Below are 23,805 nucleotides of genomic sequence, written 5' to 3'. Positions count from 1 at the left end.
CGCTGTACCTGAATGTCGATCCATTTGAATTGGCCAGACGCAATCTGCTTCCCGTTACCATTGGACTGGCCGCAACCACTATTACCGCTATATTTCTTATATAGAGGCTCTTTTCATAACCTTTGCTGCCATTAAATATGAATTTCAAAATAAATCGCCGTATTTCACCAGAAATATCTCAAAAAGCAAGAAGAAAAGAATGCTTTTCTGGAAGTCTGCTTAGTCCCGTCAGCAAGGCGATCACAATGGCCGCCACATATACAGTCAGCCTTCCATAAGAAGATGTCAAATGCTTTGAAATGAAAAACGCCAATACCAGCAGGAAGATCAGCCCTACCATTGCGTGGCCGCTGGGAAAATTGAACCCTCTTCCCCATGCAAGCCTTCCGGTCTCTCTCTCAACCGTAGACTTACTATACGTATTTATAAAGTTTCCACCGCCTACAGCCAAAACAGTTAGAATGATTCCGGTAAAATTCCTTTCCTTCAATGCAAGCCAAAGGATAAGTAGAATGCTGACTGTCCCAATGAACAATTCTGAACCGAACATATAGAAATATTCCAACACCAGCATATTTTTGGCTATTGAATTGACGGAGTGGTCCAACCAACTTATGTATTCTGTTTCAAGCATTAGCAAAATAATCAAGAATGAAGCAAATGATATCAATCCCCATGCAGCTTTCTATTCAGACATACTCTCACCTCCTCCTTACTTGTTGTATCATACATTACTCAAAACCAGCTATAGAAATCACTCATCAACTCAGCTGAATTAATGATATACTATTCATACTTTTCATTTATATAATATAGTAGTACCGATTGCTAAGGGGGAGGAACGGGAATGCTGGAAACATTGTTTGAAAAACTGGAAAACAGATGGGAAGAAATGGTGGAAATCAGGCGGTACCTTCACCGGAATCCCGAAATTTCATTCAAGGAATATAAGACAGCTCAATATATCGCCGACTACTACAGAAAGCTTGACATTGATGTAACCACCGGAGTTGGTGGCAACGGAGTCATTGCGAAAGTTCAGGGGGAGAAACCAGGCAAGACCATCGCTCTCAGGGCTGACTTTGACGCACTACCAATTCAAGATGAAAAAAAAGTTCCTTATAGGTCGACCGTTGATGGAGTAATGCATGCTTGTGGACACGATGGCCATACTGCCACACTGCTGGTCCTGGCAAAATCAATTAATGAGCTGAAAAGCGAGCTTCCTGGAACTTATGTATTCATTCATCAGCATGCTGAAGAGTATGCACCAGGGGGAGCAAAATCCATGGTGGAAGCAGGCTGCCTGAAGGGCGTGGATGCTATTTTCGGAACCCATTTATGGGCTACAGAACCCTTTGGCAAAATCCAACATCGAACAGGACCAATCATGGCTGCAGCAGATAGATTTGAGATCAACATCCAGGGTGCGGGCGGACATGGTGCTCAACCCCATAAGACAAAGGATTCCATCGTGGCAGCCTCTCAATTGGTCGGGACTCTTCAACAAATCGTCAGCCGAAGAGTCAATCCAATAGAACCTGCGGTGGTCACAATCGGATCATTTGTCGCAGAAAACGCCTTTAATGTCATTGCTGATACCGCAACATTGGTCGGTACTGTAAGAACCTTCAGCGAAGAAACAAGGGACTTCATCCTATCTGAAATGGAAAGAATCATAAAAGGAACATGCATTTCAACCGATTGCTCTTATACTTTTAATTATGAAAAAGGCTACCCGGCTGTGGTTAATCACCCGCCAGAAACCGAACACCTTATTAAAACAGCAGAAGGCGTAATAGGCGTCGACACCATTGAAGAGTGTGAAATGCAAATGGGCGGCGAAGATTTTGCCTACTATCTGCAAGAGATCCCGGGCACCTTTTTCTTTACAGGGGCCAAGCCGGAAGGAGTAGGCCAGCCTTACCCCCACCATCACCCTAAATTTGATTTTAATGAAAAGGCGATGTTGACTGCTGCTTGTGTCATGGCAAAAGCAGCCATCACCTACGCAAAATGACAAAAGCCGGTACATGGATTTGTACCGGCTTTTTTGTTGCATCATAGTGGAGTAATGAACAAAAAAAACTGTTTAACAAGGGAGAAAAGAGCTTCTCTCTTCGTTCAGAGCGAAAAACTTAGTACGCAGGGGAAAAATCCGGCTTTCGGGATTTTTCCGAAAGCAACAATATATGCGAGAAGAAGTCTTCACTTAAGAATTGGACTCCTAGACAATTTTGCTGTATTTTAGCGAGTTCATGCCCTTGAAACCGACACCCAAGAAACCATCTCTGCTTTTTTGAGGAATTTCGGAATCACCACTCCAGAGATTTTCCAGGCATCCATGTTTCTTACCCGCCCTAAAGCTGGTTGAAGTGCCTCCTTCGATAAGCATACAACGCTGCTTCGCCAAGCTCTTCCAAAAGACCATAGTTGGCATAAGCCCCTACTGCCGCTCCAATCCCCGGTACCAGCTGAAATAATTTGACCAAATCTATATAATCCCGATATTCCTGCTGAAACACCTTCCAATCAAGGTCAACTGCCTTTTTCTTATATTCTTCCCAATTATCGATAATAGAGAAAACTTCGCGACGATGTTCATCACCGGAGAATGCAAGCTGAAACACGTATAACATGAACAGTCTCTCTTCATATGCTTTAGGGTCATATCCATGTGTTAGAGCTGCTTCATGCAAGTATTTCATTTTTATGGAAAGGAGCAAAGGAAAATCCGCCAATCCAAGAAACAAGCCGCCTGCACCTGTTCCTGCACCTTCGATGGCAGCTGCCTTCCTATAGAAAGACAGCCTCTCCTTCATATACCGCTCCTTTTCTTCTAACGATTCAGGAATCACAATCTTATTGCCGGATGTAAAACCAGATCCTGCCAAAGTAACTTTGACCATATTTTTAATGCTGTCCGTAACTACCATGTGCACTTTCTCGGGAATTACTGAATTAAATTTCACCTGGGCTTTCTTTGCGGTACGGTTTAGAAAACCGGCCCTCTTTAACTTCTTTCTCTTCCACATCTCCATGTCATTCCGGGCAGCGGATTCAAAACTGTTCATGTCACACCCCTGTCCTTTGTTAAGACTGTTTTTATAAGCATTGCCTTATGGCTCTGCCTGTATGATTATACGAATGAAGATACAAGAAGTTTCGCTCAGAACTCAAATTTCTTTACCCTTTGGATCAGATAAAAGTTGGCAAATCCAAAGGCAAACAGTAGTCCTGCCCCGAGCATAATTAAAGCTTCCAGCAGCTGCCCGCTCAAAACCAGTGCCAGTGAAAACAGGACTGCCTGAACGATCAGCGCCCATTGCACTACTTGCCGGAATGAATGCTTCTTGATACTTTCTGGAACCGGATAAAGAGAGACCCAGATTTTGTAATCGAATCGTTTAAACATCGGAATCATTTGGAAGCCAGTCAAGTAAATGAACAGGATCCCTGTAAAAATACTGAGCCATAATGCATCACTAAAGTATAAGAGGACCATGGCAATCAGGGACAGGCGGATATACAGTCCAAAATATTCACTCGTACGCAGAAGCGCTCGTAAGTACAAAAATTTGTACGTTTGTTTTCGATCATATGGAATGGCATTCAAGACGGAATCCAGCCATCTCCTGCGATGCACCTTCCCCTTCAGCTTAGGGACATCCGTAAACATATTCGCCAACCTGTAGAAAAGCAGCATCCTCTGTTCCTCCAGACTTATCAGCACATCCCACTTCAGGCTTTTCCCTTTTACAGAAAACCTGAAATACACTAAATATGCTAACAGGATAAAGGCCACAGCAGCGATAAGTACCACGGATGCTTCATGAAGAATCATATATAAGAAAACGGCATTCATAGCAAATCGTACGAAATAATCTACAAAATGCGCTTCCCGTTCCTGATTTTTCAAGGTGTACCATCTCACGTAAAGGTTCCATACCTTAAGAGCCAATAAAATCACAAGGATGACAAAGAAAGATTGAAATCCCCTATTGGTCACCTTCACATACATTGGCATCATAGCAGCCAAAACGAGCAGCAAAATGTAGGATTGGGAGATAAAGCTGACCCATATCCCTTTCCGGAAGAAGCCTTTCATCCTGCTTTCAAGAGGCAGCAAAAAGACAGCATCTGCTTCCCTCAGGAAGGTATAGACAGGACTCCAAGTAAGGATCAGTCCAAGAATGATGGCCATGATCAGCGGTGCCGGAAATGAACTGTCAAGCGTGCTTACCCACTGATTGTAAGTAAATGCCCCTCCTCCCAATGCAAATATAAGAACAAACAGAAGATGGTCATTAAACATGTACCGGAGATATTTCCTCAGCTCTGCATTGTATTCTACTACCCTTTTCTTCCAAATTCCCTCGATATTTTTCATTGCTCCGTTTCTTCCTTTGTCAGTTCAATATATATATCATCCAGTGTTGCACCAGGCATCCCGAATTCCTGCTGAAGTTCCAGAAGGGTCCCTTTTGCCCTTATTTTCCCTTCATGAAGAATGATGAAGGAATCGCAGTACCTCTCGGCTGTTGCGAGAATGTGAGTCGACATCAGTATACCTGCACCATTCTTTTTCATCTCTTCCATCCAATTCAGTAAAGACTGAATCGCAAGGGGGTCGAGTCCTACAAAAGGTTCATCAATAATATAAAGACTCGGTTCAACCAGGAATGCGCACATGATCATGACTTTCTGTTTCATCCCTTTTGAAAAATGGGAAGGAAACCAACCGAGCCTTTTTTCCATCCTGAACTCTTTCAGCAGACCCGCCGCCCTTTTCTTATATTCTGCCTCGGGTACCCCATACGCCATTGCAGTTAAACGCATATGCTCTTCCAGTGTCAATTCATCATAGAGAATAGGCGTTTCAGGTATGTAAGCGAACTGTTTCCGGTATTCATCTGTATCGCTTTTCAATTGAAGCCCGTTGATCTTGATCTCTCCCTGCTTCGGCTCCATCAATCCAATTATATGCTTGATTGTCGTACTCTTTCCGGCTCCATTCAGTCCGATCAAACCGACGATTTCATTTGAGTTTAAATGGAATGAAATATCTTTCAGAACAGGCTTTCTTGTATATCCTCCAACCAAATGTTGAATTTCCAATAGTGACAGTGACACAAGCAACGTCCTTTCTTTCTCTTTGTTTGTTTTATTTTAGCAAAGCCAGGCTTTTCTAGCTATTGCCGGCCTTTCGCCGGAATAACCAATTCCATGTTTTTCCTGTAATATAGATAACAAAAATGGCCATCATAATGGAGGAAGGGGACAGCAAAACTTAAAACGGGGTGGTTGTTAAAGACCGGTATCCGAATTATACGTTTGCTTCCAAAAACTTAAGGGGATGGTCGTCTTGCATAGTATTGGCCTGAACTCACACCAGATTTTTTAAAAACTTTAAAAATGAGGTGTTTATCAAAGAACACGGACTATTCAAGAACTCTTAAAGCATAAAAGCTATAAGACAAGGGGATGGTCGCTTTGAACCAGAGTCAGTCAACACACTGTATATTCACTAATCTTGCAAAATAATGCAAAATGAGGTGTTTATCGCAGATCATTCAGACGTTCCACTAATGAACCTAAAGTAATCCCCCCTTCAATAGGGGCTGGCAGAGGGTGATGCTGATATTACCTTCTTGCCGGCCCCTTGTTTGTTCTTTCCAAAATTTCTCTTCTTATGATAAAATCAAAAAAACATTAAAAGGCGGGATAGTATGAGTGATTGTATCTTTTGCAAAATAATCGAGGGAGAAATCCCTTCATCCAAAGTGTATGAGGACGAACATGTCCTTGCTTTCCTTGATATCAGTCAGGTAACAAAAGGACATACATTGGTGATTCCCAAACTACATAAAGAAAATGTTTATGAACTTACAGAAGGCCTTGCATCCAAAGTCTTTGCTGCTGTGCCCAAAATCACAAATGCAATTAAAGCGGAATATGACCCGATCGGTTTAAACCTGCTGAATAATAATGGCGAAGATGCCGGTCAATCCGTTTTCCATTTCCATCTTCATATCATTCCTCGCTACGGAACAGGCGATGGATTTGGAGCTGTCTGGAAAACCCATACTGACCAATACAGCCCTGAAGATTTAAAAGAAATTGCAGAAGGTATCAGCAGGCATCTATAATCCATAATGGAACCTACCTTAACTTATTACACAATAGAATGAAAACTCCTCCTCAGTGGGGAGTTTTTTATTGCTTGGAGTATCATTAGGCTGATTTTCGCTTATTAATCATCTATTTCTTCCTTGAACAAAAGAATTGATCCATAACCCGGGTTAATTGACCAGGTTTTTGTTCATTCCCTGGGTATTTGACCAGGTTTTCTCTGTCTCCTTCAAGATTTGGTCCATTCCTTGAGGTATTGGACCAGGTTTTCTACATCGCCCTCAAGATTTGGTTCATTCCTTGAGGTATTGGACCAGGTTTTCTCTGTCGCCCTCAAGATTTGGTCCATTCCCCGAGTTAATTGACCAGGTTTTCTCTGTCTCCCTCAAGATTTGGTCCATTCCTTGAGGTATTTGACCAGATTTTCTCTGTCGCCCTCAAGATTTGGTCCATTCCCTGAGGTATTGGACCAGGTTTTCTCTGTCTCCCTCAAGATTTGGTCCATTCCCTGAGGTATTGGACCAGGTTTTCTACATCGCCCTCAAGATTTGGTCCATTCCCCGAGGTAGTTGACCAGATTTTCTCTGTCTCCTTCAAGATTTGGTCCATTCCCTGAGGTATTGGACCAGGTTTTCTACATCGCCCTCAAGATTTGGTTCATTCCTTGAGGTAGTTGACCAGATTTTCTCTGCCTCCCTCAAGATTTGGTCCATTCCCCGAGTTAATTGACCAGGTTTTCTCTGTCTCCCTCAAGATTTGGTCCATTCCTTGAGGTATTTGACCAGATTTTCTCTGTCGCCCTCAAGATTTGGTCCATTCCCTGAGGTATTGGACCAGGTTTTCTCTGTCTCCCTCAAGATTTGGTCCATTCCTTGAGGTATTTGACCAGGTTTTCTCTGTCTCCCTCAAGATTTGGTCCATTCCTTGAGGTATTGGACCATTTTTTCTACATCGCCCTCAAGATTTGGTCCATTCCCCGAGGTATTGGACCATTTTTTCTACATCGCCCTCAAGATTTGGTCCATTCCCCGAGGTATTGGACCAGGTTTTCTACATCGCCCTCAAAATTTGGTCCATTCCCCGAGTTAATTGACCATTTTTTCTACATCGCCCTCAAGATTTGGTTCATTCCCTGAGGTATTGGATCAGGTTTTCTACATCGCTCTCAAGATTTGGTCCATTCCCCGAGTTAATTTCCGCCTCCCTTAAGTTTCGGTCCATTCTCAAAGCTATTCGCCCCTTTTAGTCCGCTGCTTATTGAACATCTCCTTCAAATTTTTCGGAACTCTATATACTTGATAAAATGGCATCTGGGCTTTTAATAAAAATTCAATCCTGCAACTGTTCATGCTTTCCATCATATGATATACTGTTTTTAACTTTTCGCTGCCGGCAAGAGTGCACGGTAGGAGAAGAATAGATGAGAAAAGATCAGACGAGGAGAGATGAGAAATGAATACAAAGACTTTGGTGGCCCTATCATTGCTTGTGGGGATAGGAGCTGTACTGCACGCAGTCATCCCGGGGATTTTCCTTGGAATGAAGCCTGACATGATGTTGACAATGATGTTTCTGGGTATCCTGCTGTTTCCGGATAAGAAGAATGTATTACTGCTTGGGATTACTACCGGAATTATCTCCGGACTGACAACCCAATTCCCAGGTGGATTTGTCCCAAACCTGATTGACAAACCACTTACTGCTTTTGTCTTTTACCTTATGGTCCTTGGACTTAAGAAATATTCTTCATCCATAGCTGGGACCGTCATACTTACAGCAGTCGGAACCATTATATCAGGGGTTTTCTTCCTGTCTTCCGCTTACTTGATTGTAGGACTTCCAGGTGCATTCCTTGGTTTGTTTGCCGCTGTTGTATTACCTGCAACACTTGTCAATGCCGGAGCAATGTTTATAGTCTTTCCGCTAGTTACTTCGATACTTAAGCGAACAAGCTTCGCTCAAACTATATCTTTATAAATCAAATCAAAAAGGAACCTGTGACAGGTTCCTTTTTGATTTACTTAAACATGAGCCATAGTAATATTCCAAGAAGCAATGCTACAACGCCTCCGGTCCCCAGAACCCCGGCTCTCCTCTTCAATATATTCTTCGGCGGATACATCCCAGGCTTTTGGGTTGCCATAAAATAGTGGATCATTCCAAAAAATAATATTGCACTTAGCGCAAAGAATCCAAATATAATTCCATCCACACCCTCCACCCCTTTCTTATAAAAGGCCATTTTCGTATTGATTGCTGTTTAATGTTTATGGATCACTGCAAAAAAACAATAGGCTTACGAAAAGAGCCTTTCTTAAACAATCCTTTACCTATGTTTATGCCTTTTTACAAGCGTTATGAGAAAAGTTGATTAGTGAATTGCTGAAAGGGGTAAAAAGGATATATTAGGAGTATGTCGAATTAAGAACGCAGAAATAAAATGGAGGAGAGAGACTTATGAAATTAAAATCAATAACCTATGGCGTGTTAGCAGGGAGTGCAATCGGTGCTTTGGCTGCCTTCCTTTCCGCTCCGCAGTCCGGAAAAGAACTTAAAGACCAAATCAAGAAAAATAAAGACGAATGGAAATCTGTTTTCACCGAAATAAAAACAAATGCTGTCGATGTTAAAGATGCTGTTTCCCGTCTTTCCTCGGAAGGAAAGGAAACCATCACTCATCTTAAAGATGATATCCAAAGTTCCATTGGAGCATGGCAAGGGAGCACAGAACCTAATATACAGCATATCAAAGATGATATCAGCGCGATTGAGCAGCTGGCAGAAAATATGGAACAAACCATAAGTAAACAATAATTTTTAAGGGTTCGGTAAAGGTTTTCAGCCGAGCCTTTTTTATACGCTTACATAACAGATTTACTCCCTTTTTTATAAGAAAATCCCACCATTCTAAAAATTTTGTAAATTTAAACCTTTATTAATTTTTATTTTATTGGCATAATAAAAGAGAGAGTTTCAAACTCTGAGATTAGTAAACACTGGACACGGTTTTTTTATAACTTTTGCAAAGCGGGTGAGTCGGATGGAAGAGAGAGAATTTTCAATGAAGGAAGCAATGTTGTTCAGCCAGAGAATGGCCCAACTGAGCAAAGCTTTATGGAAAGCAATTGAAAAGGACTGGCAGCAATGGATTAAACCTTATGACCTTAATATAAATGAACATCATATCTTATGGATTTCCTATCATCTAAAAGGAGCATCCATTTCAGATGTAGCCAAGTTCGGCGTCATGCATGTTTCGACTGCCTTCAACTTTTCTAAGAAACTGGAGGAACGGGAATTGCTTCGTTTTTCCAAGCGGGAAAATGATAAACGCAACACCTATATTCAACTTACCGAAAAAGGTGAAAGCGTTTTACTTGAGCTGATGAGGAACTATAAGCCGGAAAACCACTCCATTTTTCAGGGGGTGACCCCTCTGAGAGAGTTATATGGCCGCTTCCCGGATATGATTGAAATGATGGCTGTCGTCAAAAACATATACGGAAATGACTTTATGGAGATCTTTGAAAAATCGTTCCATAACATCGAAGCCGAATTTACTGAAGAAAATGGGAAGCTCCAAAAAATCTCTGAAGATAAAGAAGTATAATTACAGATTTCGCCGGAGCTGTTCCATTAATAGTGGATATAACCCTTGGGCTATACACGCTTCTATTACTTCTTCAGGTGCCAGGCGGGGATCTAGTTTTTCAGTGAATTCTTTAAAAAGCGGAGCAAAAAAGACAAATCCTTCCGCTTTTTGTTCTTGTGAATGATTGTTCAGTTTTTCACACAAATTATAGAAATTATGTACCTCCGCCTCTGACAGTCCTTTTTTAATGATAAGTCTGTAAAAATCATAACCCTTATCAGGGATCATCCTTAACAACAGCTTTTGCTGAAATTCCAGGTTCTCCAACCTTTTTCTTATCTCATCCATTAATATCCCTCCTTCTCACTCATTCTCACATATCAAAATGAGACTAATCAATATTTCAAAAAAATATTGTACCAAGTTTCCAAGAAATGAAGTACTCATTTCTATAAATAAATCATATCAAACCCCATGGCATCTTGCTATATGCCTATTTTAGAAGCTTCCGTTTCTCAGTGTAGTGACGGAAAAATTATTTGAATTTTTTTTTTACAGATTTATGTTAATTTTTCTATTGATTTTTTCCACCAGACATCGTAAAGTATGAAAGCGAAAGATATAAAAACTAAACTTTGTCGTCTGATGGAGGCGATTTTTTTATGCATTGCTGGAAAACAATCAATCTTGAAAAACAATTCGGCCACAGCCGTGTAATCTTCCTGTCTGGTATCGTGATGATGATGGTATTTACACTTATTTATGTACCTGTCAATCTCATACTCTCTGAGGATCTTTATGATACTCATTTTTATATATTCATGGCAGGGTTGCTTCTGATTTACCCATCACATAAGCTGCTGCACGTTGTCCCGATAGTGACCTATTTAAATAAAATTAGATACCAAGTGAAGCGTCATTTTTTCTTTATCCCAATTGTTAACTTCCGTGTGGGTGAACCCATTCCGAAATACCGGTTTATCCTTGCCCTGTTATTCCCGTTTTTCTTTATTAACACAGTGCTGATGGCCGGCTGTGTCATGATGCCTCATTACTCCCATTATTTTACGATTTTAACAGCTTATCATACAGGAATTTGCACAATCGATCTTCTGTATGCTAAATGTTTGCTATACTCACCGCGAGATGCGATGATTGAGGAAAATGAGGACGGCTATGAAATTTTGAACCTTCAAAGAGGCACTATATAGATAGTCAGCGATTGGCGGCTTTATACAGTTGAAGGAGCCTTACAGCTGATTCCCCTATCTATAAATGCCTCTTCTTCATTTTTGGGAACTTCATTCTACCAATTTAGTGGATATTTTGGTATCGTATAGCATATAGGAGATATAGGGAGGGGATAAAATGATCTCCATTTTTATCATTTTTTCAGTATTTATCCTTTATTTTATAAACCAAATGACAAACTCACTTTGTCTGCAAAAAGAAATACCTGAAGAACGACAGCCAAAAGTCTTCAGAACCATCAACATACTTATAACAATACTCTTAATCTCATCATACATAGAAATATTGTATGCGTAATTGAAATGCGGAAGGCGCTTGCTCAGACCCGACAAGCGCTGGAGCGAAAAAACAAGGAAGCCGGCTCTTTGGTTTCCTTGTTTTTTTGTGAAGTGACTCGAGGGGCTAGCGCCTGGAGCTGGACAATAAAAAACGGAGCCGACTGTTCTGGCCCGACAAGCGCTGGAGCAAAAAATGAAGGAAGCCTGCACTTGGGTTTCCTTCATTTTTTGTGAAGCGACTCGAGGGGCTAGGAGGCGAAGTTGGACTATGAAATGCGGAAGGCGCTTGCTCAGACCTGACAAGCGCTGGAGCGAAAAAACAAGGAAGCCGGCTATCTGTAAAGCAGGCGGTTCTATGCCCCCCTACTCTTTTTTAAGAGCTATAGAATCTTTCTACAATGCTTTCCATTCCTCTTCTCTTTGCATGTCCTATAGAATCCATCTTTCCACACTTCCCTCTGCCTTTTCAATCATTCATGTCCTATAGTACTCCTGAAGGTACTTTCCCATGTCTCCGTTTCTTTATGTACTTTAGGACCATGTCCACTCAAACCAATAAACAAAACGGACTGCTTTGAAAGGCAGCCCGCTGCTTTTTACATTTTCATCTGATTAGTTGATCCAAGATGCGCCGATGATGATTAACAAAATAAACAATACGACGACTAAAGCGAATCCTCCACCATAACCGTATCCACCAGACATACACGCTTCCTCCTTTCTTTTTTGGAGCATAAAGCACTCAGTGCCTCATGCTCCGCGAGGTTAAATTATAGCCAAGCTGCACCTACGATGATTAACAAGATGAACAATACTACGATCAACGCGAATCCTCCGCCATATCCGTATGAGCCACCCATAACTTTCCACCTCCTTTAGAAGCGCTACTTTATTTTATTCAACTAATGATTTTTTGTTTAGGCGAATAACATAGTTCCTGAGAAAAACTTAGCAAATGTAGGCTGCACCTACGATAATTAATAAAATGAACAGCACCACGATCAGTGCAAATCCTGATTGATTTCCGTAGCCCATTGTTATTACCTCCTTTTCTCTAGTCAAGATATCTTATGTATGAGGAACTGATATGGGTGTTATATACGCCCAATTTTTAGAAAACACTCCATTAAAATGTTTATTTTCCTGTTAAGTTTATGATATAGTATGATTTGTAGTTTTCAGACAAACCTTATTGACAATATAACAATTAGGAGATGTTATACCTATGAAGAAATGGATCTTAACAATGTCTTTGGCCGCTGGTGTAATTGGATTATCTGCATGCAGCAATGATAGTGGCAGCGATAACGGCGAAATTGTGGCTGAGACGAAAGCAGGAGATGTAACGAAGGAAGAACTTTATGCATCAATGAAAGAAAAATTCACTCCTCAAATGGAACAAGCCTTGCAAGAATTAGTACTGACTAAAGTTCTTAGCGATAAATATGAAGTATCAAAAGCAGAGATCGATGAAAAGCTGAACGAGGCAAAAGACCAGCTGGGACCTCAGTTTGAAATGTTCTTGTCTCAATACAACTTGGATGAAGACTCTTTCCGTGAATACCTTAAGCTTCAATTGCTGCAAGAAAAAGCCGCAACTGCTGATGTCAAAGTATCTGAAGATGAGCTGAAAGAGTACTACGATAACTGGAAGCCGGAAATTGAAGTGCGCCATATCCTGGTTGATGATGAAGCCACTGCTAAAGAAGTAAAGCAGAAGCTTGCTGATGGAGGTAAATTCGAAGAGCTGGCGAAGGAATACTCCAATGATCCTGGATCTGCCGAAAAGGGCGGAAGCTTAGGCTGGGTTGACTATGAAGGCAGACAGAATTTCGTACCTGAGTTCTCTGAGGCTTTGGACAAGCTTGAAACCGGAAAAGTCAGTGATCCGATTAAAACACAATACGGGTACCATATTATTGAAGTAACAGACAAAAAAGAGAAGAAGTCTTTCGATGAAATGAAAGATGAGCTTGAAAAATCACTTAAGTTATCGAAAGTAACTCCTGAAAAAATCCAACAAGCCATGAAACAGGTTGTCGAAGATGCCGAATTGGAGATTAAAGATGAAGATCTCGAAAAGAGCTTAGAACAAATCTTAAACCCTCCTGAGACACCTGCAATGCCTGAAGGTGAAACACCAGCTCCAACAGAGGAAGCCCCGGCTGATGAATCTGCTGAACAAACTGAAGAATAATAAGGAAAGGGAAGCACTGTCAAAGTGCTTCCCTTTTGTATATCTTGTATTAAGCAGATGGCTGGCGCCTTCTTTCCTTCTCGTCTTCCATTCGTTTAATATAGACATCCCCTTCCTGCTCTATCCATTCATTTTCCACATCTCTATCTTCCTTCGCTGATTTCATCGCCATGTAAGCACTGACAAAAATACCTGCTACAATGAAATACACCCAAATTGGCAAAGTCATAATTCGATTCCCCCCACTGTTTGTCCTGCTATTCCAAATATATGCCTGTCCACACAATAAAATGACATGTGACTGGTGATTTCTTCCCCTTGCTTACCCTCTGCTCCAATCACACATTTAAACTAGACAAATTCTACAGAAAAAGCATCAAAATGCCTCTTAAAATGATGAATTTCATTGTAGTAATAGCAGGTCCTCGCACTCTTACACCTAAGCCACATCGGACACCCTAGTAAAAAAGCAAAATGACTTTCATTCGAAAGTCATTTTGCTTTTTTATTTATGGAAAGTCGGCTTGTAGAAAGACCGGTTATCAAGGGCGAATACTCTTTCTGTATACTCTCCAGGCTTGGTTTTCTCAAGGACCTTGTCCAGCATGTTCATTTTTGCATCGATATTATCGATGTAGTGAAGGATTTCGGCTTCTCTGATCATCGGGGTTTTAGGGCTCCCCCATTCTGCTTTTCCATGATGGCTGAGGACAAGGTGTTGAAGGATCATGATTTCTTCCCCTTTAATGCCGAGTTCATCTGCAGCCTTCCCGATTTCATTGACCATGATTGAGATATGTCCCAACAGGTTCCCTTCCACTGTGTAGGATGTCGATGTTGGACCTGACAGTTCAAACACTTTCCCAAGGTCGTGGAGGATGACACCGGAATACAGAAGGTCTGTATCAAGAGAAGGGTATAGCGAAGCAATGGATTTTGACAAATCCAGCATAGACACTACATGATAAGCTAATCCGGATACAAATTCATGATGGTTTTTGGTGGCAGCCGGATATTCCAGAAACGGCTTTTGGTATTTCTTCAAAAGATGGCGTGTAATCCGTTGAATGTTCGGGTTCTTCATTTCAAAGATATATTGTGTGATCTTGCTGGTCATTTCGTCAATGCTCAAAGGTGCAGTCTGAAGGAAATCGCTTAATTCCAAACCATCGCCGGGAGCACTTGGTTTGATTTGCCTGATTCTAAGCTGGTTCTTCCCTCTGTAGCTTTGAATATCTCCGGAAACCTTCACAATCGTTTCCGGCTGATAACTTATCTCGTCCTGCTCGCTGGCATCCCAGAGCTTCGCTTCGATATCACCGCTTTTGTCCTGCAGAATCAAGGTTAAAAATGGTTTCCCTGTATTTGTCGTTCCTTTCGTCGTCTGCTTGATCAGCATGAATAAATCCACTGAAGAGCCGACATCAAATTGTGCAATTCCAGACATTAGTACTCCTCCCATTTCTATTATTTCTGCTAGTATACCATATTCCCAGCCTCTTACTGGCTGGAAATGGCTTCTGTTTATTTATCTGGCCTTCAGGGGAGAAACGGCCGGAAACTGAAGAGGAGCAGCCTTTGTTTCTCGCATTCTTCTACTCTCCAGCAACGGCTAATGATCCCGGCTTTGAGCCACTGAGATGGATAATCCCGCCGCTCTTCACCTTTTTCAATATATGAGGGTGACAAGTAAAGAATAATATCTGGACTTCATCTTTTAACTGTTCAAGAAGTTTGATGACCGCTTCAGTCCTCTTCTCATCAAAATTGACGAATCCATCGTCAATGATGACCGGCATAGGGTAAGCATCCTTCAGTACTTTGACAAGTGCAATTCTTAATGCGATGTAAACCTGTTCTTTGGTACCCTGGCTGAGCTCATCCGGTGTGAAATTCATTCCGTCTTTCCTTTGGATGATAAAATATCTATCCTGCTGAGAATGAATCCTTGAATACTCTCCACCCGTCAGCACCACAAGGTAGTGCTCCGCAGTACGAATCACTTTTGGAAGCTTTTCTTTTTTATACTCCTCTATGGTTTTTCGAAGAGCTGCGCGTGCGAGAGAATACTTCAGCCACTCTCGGGACAATTCGTTAACACTGGCTTTCTGTTCTTGATATTGATAAAGAAGTCTGGTGAAGGACTCGCCTTCTTCAAGAACTGAAATCTCATATACTGTCTCTGCAAGGTTTTCATTTTCTTTATAGATATTTTGCTTAATCGAAGCAAGCCTTTCGTCCAGACTCCTCTTTGCCTCCCTGACATCCAAATTTATTTTTTTTGCTTCAAAAAAAGATTCAATCAAGGGGGCGCCCAAGCGATTAAATAATATCCGTTTCTGTTGTTCCAGTGAATTCTTTTCTTCCACCCTTACAGCCTTTTGCCGAAAATCGTCAATCGTTTCCGTATCGGCGGCTGCCAGGAGCTCATTCATTTCTTTCTCCAAAACATTTACTTGAGCATGGCTGTAGTCTAGTTCCTCCTTGATATCTGCCAGCTGTTGTTTCAGTTGGTCATAGGCGAGGATCTTTCGTTCGTTCATCACAAGAGCATCTTTTACTCTTATTAAGGTCTCTTCAGTAGTGGTTTGCTTAACAGGCAGCCCTTCAACAGCAGCTTCTATCTCCTTCTCGAAAAGAGTGATCTTCTGCAGATAGCTGCAATACATTTCCGTTTTGTTTTGCTTCTCTTCAGAAAGGATCTTCAGTTCCTTGAGTTTATCGAAAGCTTCCCCAAGCAGACCCCAATGCATTTCGGGAGGGAGACTTAGTTCCCTTGCCAGTCTGCGAAACTCTTCTTGGAGCTTTTCTTCCTCAATGAATAGTTCCCGTTCTTCCTCATGAAGGTTCAAAAGGGTATGCTGCTGATTTTCCAGTTTTAAAATCCATTGTTTCCATGATTCTCTCAACTCAGTTTGTTCTTTCAGTAAGGTCCGGTCCTTTACACTCTCTATATTATTCTGATCCTCCATTTGCCGCTTGAGAATTTCACTTTTCCTTTTCAGCTCGCTCACATATCCGTTCTCATCCTGTTTCTTCTGTGAACGGATAAAATAAAACATCACCGCCAGTAAGCCAGCCAAGATTCCTCCAGTTATAAAGATTGAATCTGTCGTAATCCAGACAAGCATGGCAGTGACCATTGAGAAAAGGAGACCAGCAAACAATAAAGCTCCTTGCAGGCTTTTTGCGCTGCTTTTATTCTCACTTTCTCTAAGCTGTTCCTGAATCAAATCATATTGAGCCTTTAGAGTATCTGCCTCCCTGGTGTCCTTGATTGTTCGTTGCAGCTCTTGAAATTGGGATTCCACCAGGAGCTTATCTTCTAATTCTGTACATCGTTCTTCGAGATATTGCAGTTGTACTTCTTCAGAATGAATGCGGTCTTTCAGTGTTTCCTTTTTCAACTGAAGCTTATTTAGTGCCTGTTCGGTATGATTCACCCGATCCTTCGCTACCATATCTAATTGTACATCTGTTATGATATCTATTTCTTCGATTTTCAGCTCCTGCATAAGATGGTCCATCTTTGCTTCCAATTGAGCCTTTTCTCTCTCTTGGTCTGCCGCCTGATCCTTCCACCTGGTAAACAACTCCCGCTTCTCCAGTAGAGAGGACAGGAGGGAAGCATTGTCTGTGATGTCCTTATCCGGCTTTGTCTCCTCCATTGTCCTTTTCAGTTCTGAAAAGCGGAAACCGGCCGCCTCCATTGCCGATTTTTGCTGTACTATCTGGCTTTGACATTTTTCAAAACGCTGGAAACCGTCTGCAGGAAAAGAATCAATATCTTTTAATTCCATGATCCTTGCCTGAATACCCTGATAGTCATGAAGGTCATTCCACGACTTTTCCAAGGACTCCATCTGGTGGAATTCCTTCTCTCTCTTTTCTTTTTCTTGATATAGGGATGCCAGGGTGTTTTCAGAGGCCATTTTCTTTTCCAGTAGTAATGAAAAGGCCTCATTTTTTTCTTTCGCTTTTTTTAACTGTAATTCTGTTTGTCTTAACTCTGCAATTTTTTGATTGATTTCGGGTTTTCTGCCTGACTTTTTGAATAACCTGTCAAGCTCCTTCTGCCATTGTTCCTCCAATTTGAATATGGCATCTGTCCCTGTCATACCTGAACTGAACAAGTACCGGTTGATTTCTTCTTCTTTTAAGCGCGAAATCTCCTGCAAACCATGGATATCGAATGAAAAGATCCCTTGAAAGGCAGCTTTGTCAATACCTTTCAATACTTTCTTGAGCTCTTCTTCCCCACCCATTGAACCGTCTTCATATAACACTGTCACATCGCCTGCTGCTTTTCCCTTCACTCTCTCTACTGTAATGGACTGGCCGTCTTCCATAGAAAGCGTCAATCTGCCTCCATATTTGGCATGGGTCTTTGGCTCATATCGCTGTTCGGATTGAAGTTTTGTAGGAAATCCAAATAGGACACCATGAATAAAAGCCATGATCGTCGACTTTCCAGCTTCATTCTCTCCGTAGAAAACGGAGAAATGCTTCAATTCATTCAGTTTGAGATTTTCCCACTTTCCAAATCCATAAATATGAATATCTGTAATGTGCATTCAATCCACCTCCTCCTGTTCCTAGGACCTTTTTTTTGAAAAAGATGTGGCCAGCATCTCCGCTGCAGACTTCTTCATCTCATCCTTCTCCTCGCTATCCAGTAAATCGATATACCGGTGTGCCTGAGGATGAAGAAAGAGATCAGAAGCCACTTCGTCCCATCCCTGCTCGTCCCAGTTTAGGATAGCCTGAATCATATCGCTCATGAAGGTTTCCTGTTCTTCGACATTAGCAATCTGCCCGCTTCTGTTGACTCTCATGGAATGAACCCATACAAAGTCATCCTGGTGTTCCTCTCCATCTTGAAATGCTTCAAGAATCTCCCCGGTTTTGATTTTGTTCAAAATTTCAGCACTTGTCTCTTCTACATTGTAAAACTCTATTTCCAGCATGGTCCCGCCTTTTCTCCTGTATAGTTCAATGTCGGCTCTGCATAATTCAAATACTTGGCTGAGATTGGTGATAGCTTTCAATGAAATCGACGTCTTCTCCCAAAGAATTTCCTGGGTTTCAATAAATTCAAGTTTGGTTTCCTCATCATTTACTGTTACTGCATAACACCCCTTACGCCCAATTTCTTTTCGGTTCCTTCCCTGGATATTTCCCGGGTATATTATAGGCGGGCACATCGACAGTTCTTCCCGGACATGAATATGCCCCAATGCCCAATAGTGATAGTTTTTCTCTTTTAACTCTTTAATTGTGAATGGTGCATAAGGTTCATGACCTGCTGTCCCCCCCGTCTCACTACCATGAAGGAGGCCTATGTGAATTCCCCCATCATTGGATGCAGCAGGATAAGCCGCAATTTTCCTTTCATGCACATGGCGGGTATCGTAACTGAAACCGTATAAATGAACCTTTCTTCCTTCAACCGTATGATGGATGACCTTCTCTATCTCACTGTTGAAAATCTTTACATTCGCAGGCATTTGTAAGTGGGACCAGTAGTTGCCAAGGTAATCGTGATTACCGTGAATGACATAAACTGAGATCCCAGCTTCATCAAGACGCTCAAACTGCTTTTTCAGCCTTGCCTGTGCACGGATGCTTCTGTCTTCTTCGTCATAGAGGTCGCCTGCCATCAGAATGAAATCAACCCTCAACCCGATTGCCCTGTCTACTATTCTTTCTAAAGATCGAAAAGTACTGTTCCTTATCCTCTGGAACAGTTCTTCCGGCATATGCTTCAATCCTTTAAAAGGACTGTCCAAATGCAGGTCTGCAGTATGTATGAACCGAATTTCGTTCATCAATATCCCTTCTTCCTGAATACGAATACACGTTCTCTTATTCTTTTATTATAGACTACTTTTCCCAAAAAAATAAGGATTCCGCATGAAAATCCAAATAAAAAGAAGCCTAGTTTATCAGGCTTCCAAATGAGTCCATTCTAAATAATCAAGGTGAAACTAAATGATTTGCATCAGGTTTTCCAGCGAGATGCTTCCCCATCCAGATACCGCTCGCGGCCGCTTGAGAAAGAGAATGCGTCTCTCCAGAACAATCCCCAATCAAATATAAATGCCGAATCTCGGTTTCAAAGTTAGAGTTGGTATAGACCTTAGGTTCATAAAATTTTGCATCAATCCCATATAACAAAGTATCACCATGAATTTGTTCACCAATCAGCCCTTCAAGGGCAGATAACATTTCCAATGCAGCCTTTGTGTATAGTTCAGGGATTTCATCTTTGAGGTTACCAGTATCCGCTTCCAGCGATGGGACAACCTTATTATTGTCCAGCCTCACTGTTTGTCTATCAAGCTTGAGATCTTCAAGCCTTTGTACCACGATACGGCCGATTCCTTTATTGATATTTCCAATGATGGACCTGGCATGCTTTTGTGCTTCTTCGTATGAGAGAAAGTAACGAGGCACAAACAGAGTGAAATTAAGATTTGGACTTGGCGTCCCGCGTTCTCTCAAATTTTGTCCGTCAGGCATCACCAAGCCATGCTGATGTTTCCGGATGATCCTTCCTTCAGGATTCATGCAGTAGGTAGTAGCGGTGTATGAGTCACCCAAATATGTAAGTTTTGTTTCAAAGGTATCCTGAAGGATAGCCTGAAGCTGACTCCCTTTCATCTCAATCCGGAGTCCTAAATCAATTCTTGTTTTTGAAAGAGAAATGCCCAAGGATTCCATCTGAGACTTCAACCATTTACTGCCGCTCATACCAGTAGCCAGTACGAGGTCCTTCGTCTGATACACCTCATCTTTTGAGCGCAAAAGAAAACCTTCATCAGTAGGATGAAACGATTCTATCAATTTTTCAAATGTGAAGGTGATGTTCGCGTTTCTCAAGTATTCATACATGCGCTGAAAGACTTCTTTAGCCAACCGTGTTCCGAGATGCCGGACTTTAGTAGAGAGGACCCTTAATGAGTGCTGCTTTGCCTTTTCGGCTAACGGCTTATTCTCGGTGTTGTATGTCTTCACGCCGTCTCCGCCAAACGCACAAAGGATATCATCAACCTCATTCATTAATTCCATTGCCTGGTTTTCACCAATTTCCCTTCCAAGCTCACCACCGAAATCATTTGTATAATTGAATTTCCCTTCAGACCTTCCCAGCCCGGCAAAACCGGTATATTGGCTGCAGTTTTCCCCGCAGGTACATTCGCCTCCTGCTTCCAATCCACAGACGCGGTCCTCTAACTTTTTTCCAAGGTCAATGATATGTATGTTCAGATGCCTGTTTTCTTTGATTAACTGAAAGGCTGTGAAAACACCGCTCACGCCTGCTCCAATAATGGTGATATCATACATGCAGTCCTTCACAAATCTTACCTCCTTTTTAAATTATCCTCCTCTTGTCTGCCTTTCCCTCCATTTCTGCTAAAAAAGCGGAGATCTCCCTTTTATTCCTCAATTTGAATACTTTCTTTCCAGGACCCAATAATGGAAATCGTTCCATCCTGTTCTCCATTTTGTTTTTCCGGGAATGATAGGTGGTGATGATGAACTTCAGAAAAGCCCATTCCATCTTTTCTGTGCATCCCTCACCCATGTCCGGCCGGTTTTCCCCTAAATTTGTCAGCCATCTCTTCACTACGCGATACAGGCACACATACATGGGCAGCTCTAAATAAACGATTGTATCCGCATGATTAAAACGCAGCTCAAATGTATTGCTGTAATTTCCTTCGATGATCCATTGCTGCTTTTTGACGACTTCCTTTTGTGAGGCAGAAAACTCCTCCAGTTCGGCCTCTACCCATCCCGGTTTCCAATACAGTGAATCAAGGTGCGTTACCTCAATACCAAGGATTTCTCCAAGCCTTCTCGCAAACGTCGTTTTCCCAACGCCTGCTGATATTCCCACCACCATAATCCTTTCCATCCGCTAACGCCTCTTTTCAATATAAAAATACGTATTCAGGATAAGTGCATCTTTTAAAAATTCGATTCTAATATGGAGAATACCTCTTTGTTTTTTCTTTCCAATAAAAAAAGCAATTTCCCAGGCCGGGAAACTGCTTTGCAAGGTGTTAATTTTTCTTAGTCAGTTCAATCGCTTTTTTGATATCTTTAAATGAATTGGATTTTCCGTACATCAATACTCCTCCGCGATAAACCCTTGCTCCGAACCAGCCAAGAAACAGGATGGAAAGGAGAAGGACTCCGATGCCAAGGAATGGTTCCCAAGCAGGGATATTGAGCATTCCGACCCGCAGGAACATGACCATCGGCGTGAAGAACGGAACGTAAGATGCCGCCGTGATAAAGCCTGCTTCCGGGCTGCTCAATCCGTACATGGCAATAAAGAACCCGATCATGACCAGGAATGTCATTGGCATGATCATTTGCTGTACATCTTCAATCCGGCTGACCAGGGAACCAAGAAGTGCCGCAAGTGTTGCATAAAGAAAATAACCGAGAAGGAAGAACACAATGGCGTATATGATGACGCTCACATTTACATCATTAAATCCAAAAAATTCCATAACCCCTCCAAGCTGCGAATCTGCTTTGCTAGTCAGTGCGAGGTAACCAATGCCCAGCAGTACCGTGAGCTGGGTCAACCCGACAAGCCCGATTCCTATGATCTTTGCGAACATTTGCTTAACTGGGGAAACACTTGAAATGAGAATTTCCATTACGCGTGATGACTTTTCTGTTGCTACTTCCATCGCAATCATGTTAGCATAGGCAATTACTGTGATATAGATGAAAAACAGCAGGATATACACGATTCCGCGCGCCTGGTTCAACTCTTCTTCCGATTTTGCGCCTTCTACGAGAGCTTCCCTTTCAAACGAAACCGGTGCACTTAACGAAGCAAGCTCTTCAGGAGACAATTCCAGATTTTGTGCAGCCTTTGCAGATTTGATTCCCTGAAGTGCATTTTGCAGATCACCCGCAACTGTTGATTCTGAAATCGATTCTGATTTGTATATCCCTTGCGGCAGCCCGCTTTCATCTTCAGATAGTATCAAATAACCATTATAGGTGCCTTCTTCTACGCTTTCTTTTAAACTTTCTTCACTTTCACTTGTTTGTTCCAGCTTTAAATCTTCATTCAGTGTGCCGACCTGTGCAGCAAACGGCTCGTAAAGCTCACCGCTTTCATCTACTACAGCCACTGTATCCTGCTCATCGCCGCTGAAACTTTCAATGATATCCTGTAAGTTCACGAGCAGAAAGATGCCGGCTGCTACAATAAGGGTGGTAATAATAAAGGATTTCGCCTTTAATTTATTTAAATAGGATTGTGATAGCATCAGGAAAAAATTATTCATAAGAAGTACCCACCTTTTCGATGAAAATATCATTCAAGGACGGCTCTTCCAATTCAAACTTGCGGACAAAGCCTTTTTTCACCACTTCATTGAAAATGTCCTTTGCTATATCTTCCGATTCCACCTGCAGCTGGATCCCTTCGGTTGTTTTCTTTGCCTTTGCCACTCCGGAAACAGCCTCCAGGAAGCTCAAATCAAAATCTGCATGAATAGTAACATTTTTCTTTCCAAATGACCGTTTGATTTCTTTCAAACCACCATGAACGACCGGGGTACCTTTATGCATAATACATAGATTCTCACAAAGTTCCTCTACATGTTCCATCCTGTGGCTTGAAAACACGATAGTGGTTCCACTTTCTTTGATCTCGCCTACCGCATCCTTCAGCAGTTCAACATTTACCGGGTCAAGTCCGCTGAATGGCTCATCCAGGATCAGCAATTTCGGCTTATGTATGATGGAGGCGATTAATTGAATCTTTTGTTGATTTCCTTTTGATAATTCCTCAACCTTCTTGTTTTTATATTCAGGAACATTGAACCTCTTCAGCCAGTATTCTAGTTCTTTTTCAGCTTCTTTTTTATCCATTCCTCTTAAACGGGCGAGATAAATGATCTGATCATTCACCTTCATTTTTGGATACAATCCCCGCTCTTCAGGAAGATAGCCTATTTCAGGACTTGTGGAATAATCAATTTTTTTCCCATTCCAGGTTATTGTTCCTCCGCTTGGGTCCATCAGACCGAGTATCATCCTGAAAGTAGTCGTCTTGCCTGCACCGTTCCCACCCAGGAAACCGAACATTTCTTTCTCCGGTATACTGATTGATAAATTGTCCACTGCTGTAAAGTTCCCGAACCGTTTGGTTACGTTATTCAGTGACAGAACCATTCTTGTGTCCTCCTTTTCCTTCCCCACATCCGATGCCAGTATCTCTGCACCGTCTTTTCCTATTTTGAGTATATATTCCAGCTATATATACGATTGTATAGGAATTAAGTTCCCTATTTCTATAAAAATCTAAATACAATTAA

The 23,805-nt window shown here is 41.8% G+C and carries 25 protein-coding genes and 1 pseudogene; 9 read left to right on the top strand and 17 right to left on the bottom strand.

Annotated features, from left to right (window positions below; translation table 11 throughout):
* Window positions 1–11 precede the first annotated feature (11 nt).
* A pseudogene (locus AC4E8A_RS06290) lies at window positions 12–104 on the top strand (MFS transporter); the annotation flags it as partial.
* Window positions 105–178: 74 nt separating this feature from the next.
* Here the strand turns inward: AC4E8A_RS06290 and AC4E8A_RS06285 are convergent.
* Window positions 179–670 carry a phosphatase PAP2 family protein gene (locus tag AC4E8A_RS06285; RefSeq protein WP_490197447.1) on the bottom strand — a complete coding sequence of 164 codons (492 nt, stop codon included), beginning with the start codon at window positions 668–670 and terminating at the stop codon, window positions 179–181.
* Window positions 671–847: 177 nt separating this feature from the next.
* Between AC4E8A_RS06285 and AC4E8A_RS06280 the strand changes: the two genes are divergently transcribed.
* A complete protein-coding gene (locus AC4E8A_RS06280) occupies window positions 848–2,020 on the top strand; it encodes a M20 family metallopeptidase (protein ID WP_490197446.1) in 1,173 nt (390 codons plus the stop codon).
* A gap of 340 nt (window positions 2,021–2,360) precedes the next feature.
* Here AC4E8A_RS06280 and AC4E8A_RS06275 read toward each other — a convergent pair whose 3' ends face one another.
* The 3 genes from AC4E8A_RS06275 to AC4E8A_RS06265 form a co-directional block, all read right to left on the bottom strand.
* Window positions 2,361–3,074: an EcsC family protein gene (locus AC4E8A_RS06275; protein WP_490197444.1), complete on the bottom strand. Its 714-nt coding sequence runs from the start codon at window positions 3,072–3,074 to the stop codon at window positions 2,361–2,363.
* 95 nt (window positions 3,075–3,169) lie between these two features.
* Window positions 3,170–4,390, bottom strand: a complete 1,221-nt coding sequence (locus tag AC4E8A_RS06270) for an ABC transporter permease (protein ID WP_490197443.1) — start codon at window positions 4,388–4,390, stop codon at window positions 3,170–3,172.
* The gene (locus AC4E8A_RS06265) at window positions 4,387–5,118 is read right to left on the bottom strand and encodes an ABC transporter ATP-binding protein (RefSeq protein ID WP_490198787.1); all 732 of its coding nucleotides are present in this window, start codon (window positions 5,116–5,118) and stop codon (window positions 4,387–4,389) included. The genes AC4E8A_RS06270 and AC4E8A_RS06265 overlap by 4 nt, the downstream gene beginning before the upstream one ends.
* A 611-nt stretch (window positions 5,119–5,729) precedes the next feature.
* On the opposite strand from AC4E8A_RS06265, the gene AC4E8A_RS06260 reads away from it, so the two are divergent.
* Complete coding sequence (locus tag AC4E8A_RS06260; RefSeq protein WP_490197442.1) at window positions 5,730–6,149, top strand: HIT family protein; 420 nt, start codon at window positions 5,730–5,732, stop codon at window positions 6,147–6,149.
* A 1,435-nt stretch (window positions 6,150–7,584) separates the two neighbouring features.
* Window positions 7,585–8,109, top strand: coding sequence for a tryptophan transporter (locus AC4E8A_RS06255; protein ID WP_490197441.1), 525 nt, complete (start codon window positions 7,585–7,587; stop codon window positions 8,107–8,109).
* Window positions 8,110–8,149: 40 nt separating this feature from the next.
* On the opposite strand, the gene yhzF is transcribed toward AC4E8A_RS06255, so the two are convergent.
* Window positions 8,150–8,344, bottom strand: coding sequence for a membrane protein YhzF (gene yhzF, locus AC4E8A_RS06250; RefSeq protein ID WP_490197440.1), 195 nt, complete (start codon window positions 8,342–8,344; stop codon window positions 8,150–8,152).
* A 245-nt stretch (window positions 8,345–8,589) separates the two neighbouring features.
* Between yhzF and AC4E8A_RS06245 the strand changes: the two genes are divergently transcribed.
* Window positions 8,590–8,946, top strand: a complete 357-nt coding sequence (locus AC4E8A_RS06245; protein ID WP_490197438.1) for a YtxH domain-containing protein — start codon at window positions 8,590–8,592, stop codon at window positions 8,944–8,946.
* 226 nt (window positions 8,947–9,172) lie between these two features.
* The gene (locus AC4E8A_RS06240) at window positions 9,173–9,742 is read left to right on the top strand and encodes an HTH-type transcriptional regulator Hpr (protein ID WP_490197437.1); all 570 of its coding nucleotides are present in this window, start codon (window positions 9,173–9,175) and stop codon (window positions 9,740–9,742) included.
* On the opposite strand, the gene AC4E8A_RS06235 is transcribed toward AC4E8A_RS06240, so the two are convergent.
* A complete protein-coding gene (locus AC4E8A_RS06235) occupies window positions 9,743–10,072 on the bottom strand; it encodes a DUF1878 family protein (protein ID WP_490197436.1) in 330 nt (109 codons plus the stop codon). It lies immediately after the preceding gene.
* A 314-nt stretch (window positions 10,073–10,386) separates the two neighbouring features.
* On the opposite strand from AC4E8A_RS06235, the gene AC4E8A_RS06230 reads away from it, so the two are divergent.
* Together AC4E8A_RS06230 and AC4E8A_RS06225 are read left to right on the top strand one after the other, a co-directional pair.
* Window positions 10,387–10,935, top strand: coding sequence for a DUF3267 domain-containing protein (locus AC4E8A_RS06230; RefSeq protein ID WP_490197435.1), 549 nt, complete (start codon window positions 10,387–10,389; stop codon window positions 10,933–10,935).
* Between the two features lie 157 nt (window positions 10,936–11,092).
* Window positions 11,093–11,272: a hypothetical protein gene (locus tag AC4E8A_RS06225; protein ID WP_113928232.1), complete on the top strand. Its 180-nt coding sequence runs from the start codon at window positions 11,093–11,095 to the stop codon at window positions 11,270–11,272.
* A 593-nt stretch (window positions 11,273–11,865) separates the two neighbouring features.
* On the opposite strand, the gene AC4E8A_RS06220 is transcribed toward AC4E8A_RS06225, so the two are convergent.
* The 3 genes from AC4E8A_RS06220 to AC4E8A_RS06210 all read right to left on the bottom strand — a co-directional run bounded on the left by AC4E8A_RS06220 (window position 11,866) and on the right by AC4E8A_RS06210 (window position 12,288).
* Window positions 11,866–11,958, bottom strand: coding sequence for a YjcZ family sporulation protein (locus AC4E8A_RS06220; protein ID WP_490197433.1), 93 nt, complete (start codon window positions 11,956–11,958; stop codon window positions 11,866–11,868).
* Window positions 11,959–12,023: 65 nt separating this feature from the next.
* On the bottom strand, window positions 12,024–12,113 hold the full coding sequence (locus AC4E8A_RS06215) for a YjcZ family sporulation protein (protein ID WP_044022974.1): 90 nt from the start codon (window positions 12,111–12,113) through the stop codon (window positions 12,024–12,026).
* Window positions 12,114–12,201: 88 nt separating this feature from the next.
* Window positions 12,202–12,288, bottom strand: coding sequence for a YjcZ family sporulation protein (locus tag AC4E8A_RS06210; RefSeq protein WP_490198786.1), 87 nt, complete (start codon window positions 12,286–12,288; stop codon window positions 12,202–12,204).
* A gap of 190 nt (window positions 12,289–12,478) precedes the next feature.
* On the opposite strand from AC4E8A_RS06210, the gene AC4E8A_RS06205 reads away from it, so the two are divergent.
* Window positions 12,479–13,450 (top strand): peptidylprolyl isomerase, encoded by a 972-nt coding sequence (locus AC4E8A_RS06205; RefSeq protein ID WP_490197432.1) that lies wholly within the window; start codon window positions 12,479–12,481, stop codon window positions 13,448–13,450.
* Between the two features lie 49 nt (window positions 13,451–13,499).
* On the opposite strand, the gene AC4E8A_RS06200 is transcribed toward AC4E8A_RS06205, so the two are convergent.
* The 8 genes from AC4E8A_RS06200 to AC4E8A_RS06165 form a co-directional block, all read right to left on the bottom strand.
* Complete coding sequence (locus AC4E8A_RS06200; protein WP_490197430.1) at window positions 13,500–13,679, bottom strand: sporulation YhaL family protein; 180 nt, start codon at window positions 13,677–13,679, stop codon at window positions 13,500–13,502.
* 276 nt (window positions 13,680–13,955) lie between these two features.
* Window positions 13,956–14,897, bottom strand: coding sequence for a 3'-5' exoribonuclease YhaM (yhaM, locus tag AC4E8A_RS06195; protein ID WP_490197429.1), 942 nt, complete (start codon window positions 14,895–14,897; stop codon window positions 13,956–13,958).
* 148 nt (window positions 14,898–15,045) lie between these two features.
* Entirely contained in the window at window positions 15,046–18,024 is a 2,979-nt protein-coding gene (locus AC4E8A_RS06190) for an ATP-binding protein (RefSeq protein WP_490197428.1), read from the bottom strand.
* 21 nt (window positions 18,025–18,045) lie between these two features.
* On the bottom strand, window positions 18,046–19,278 hold the full coding sequence (locus AC4E8A_RS06185; protein WP_490197427.1) for a metallophosphoesterase family protein: 1,233 nt from the start codon (window positions 19,276–19,278) through the stop codon (window positions 18,046–18,048).
* 148 nt (window positions 19,279–19,426) lie between these two features.
* Entirely contained in the window at window positions 19,427–20,797 is a 1,371-nt protein-coding gene (locus tag AC4E8A_RS06180; RefSeq protein ID WP_490198785.1) for an NAD(P)/FAD-dependent oxidoreductase, read from the bottom strand.
* Between the two features lie 28 nt (window positions 20,798–20,825).
* Complete coding sequence (locus tag AC4E8A_RS06175; RefSeq protein ID WP_490197426.1) at window positions 20,826–21,371, bottom strand: P-loop NTPase family protein; 546 nt, start codon at window positions 21,369–21,371, stop codon at window positions 20,826–20,828.
* A 148-nt stretch (window positions 21,372–21,519) separates the two neighbouring features.
* Window positions 21,520–22,770 carry an ABC transporter permease gene (locus tag AC4E8A_RS06170; protein WP_490197425.1) on the bottom strand — a complete coding sequence of 417 codons (1,251 nt, stop codon included), beginning with the start codon at window positions 22,768–22,770 and terminating at the stop codon, window positions 21,520–21,522.
* The gene (locus AC4E8A_RS06165) at window positions 22,763–23,662 is read right to left on the bottom strand and encodes an ABC transporter ATP-binding protein (RefSeq protein WP_490197424.1); all 900 of its coding nucleotides are present in this window, start codon (window positions 23,660–23,662) and stop codon (window positions 22,763–22,765) included. The genes AC4E8A_RS06170 and AC4E8A_RS06165 overlap by 8 nt, the downstream gene beginning before the upstream one ends.
* Window positions 23,663–23,805: the final 143 nt, after the last annotated feature.

This window comes from Bacillus sp. SRL337 (assembly GCF_984799155.1).
Note: the sequence above shows the minus strand (reverse complement) of the source record. Positions and strands in the feature narration are given on the sequence as shown.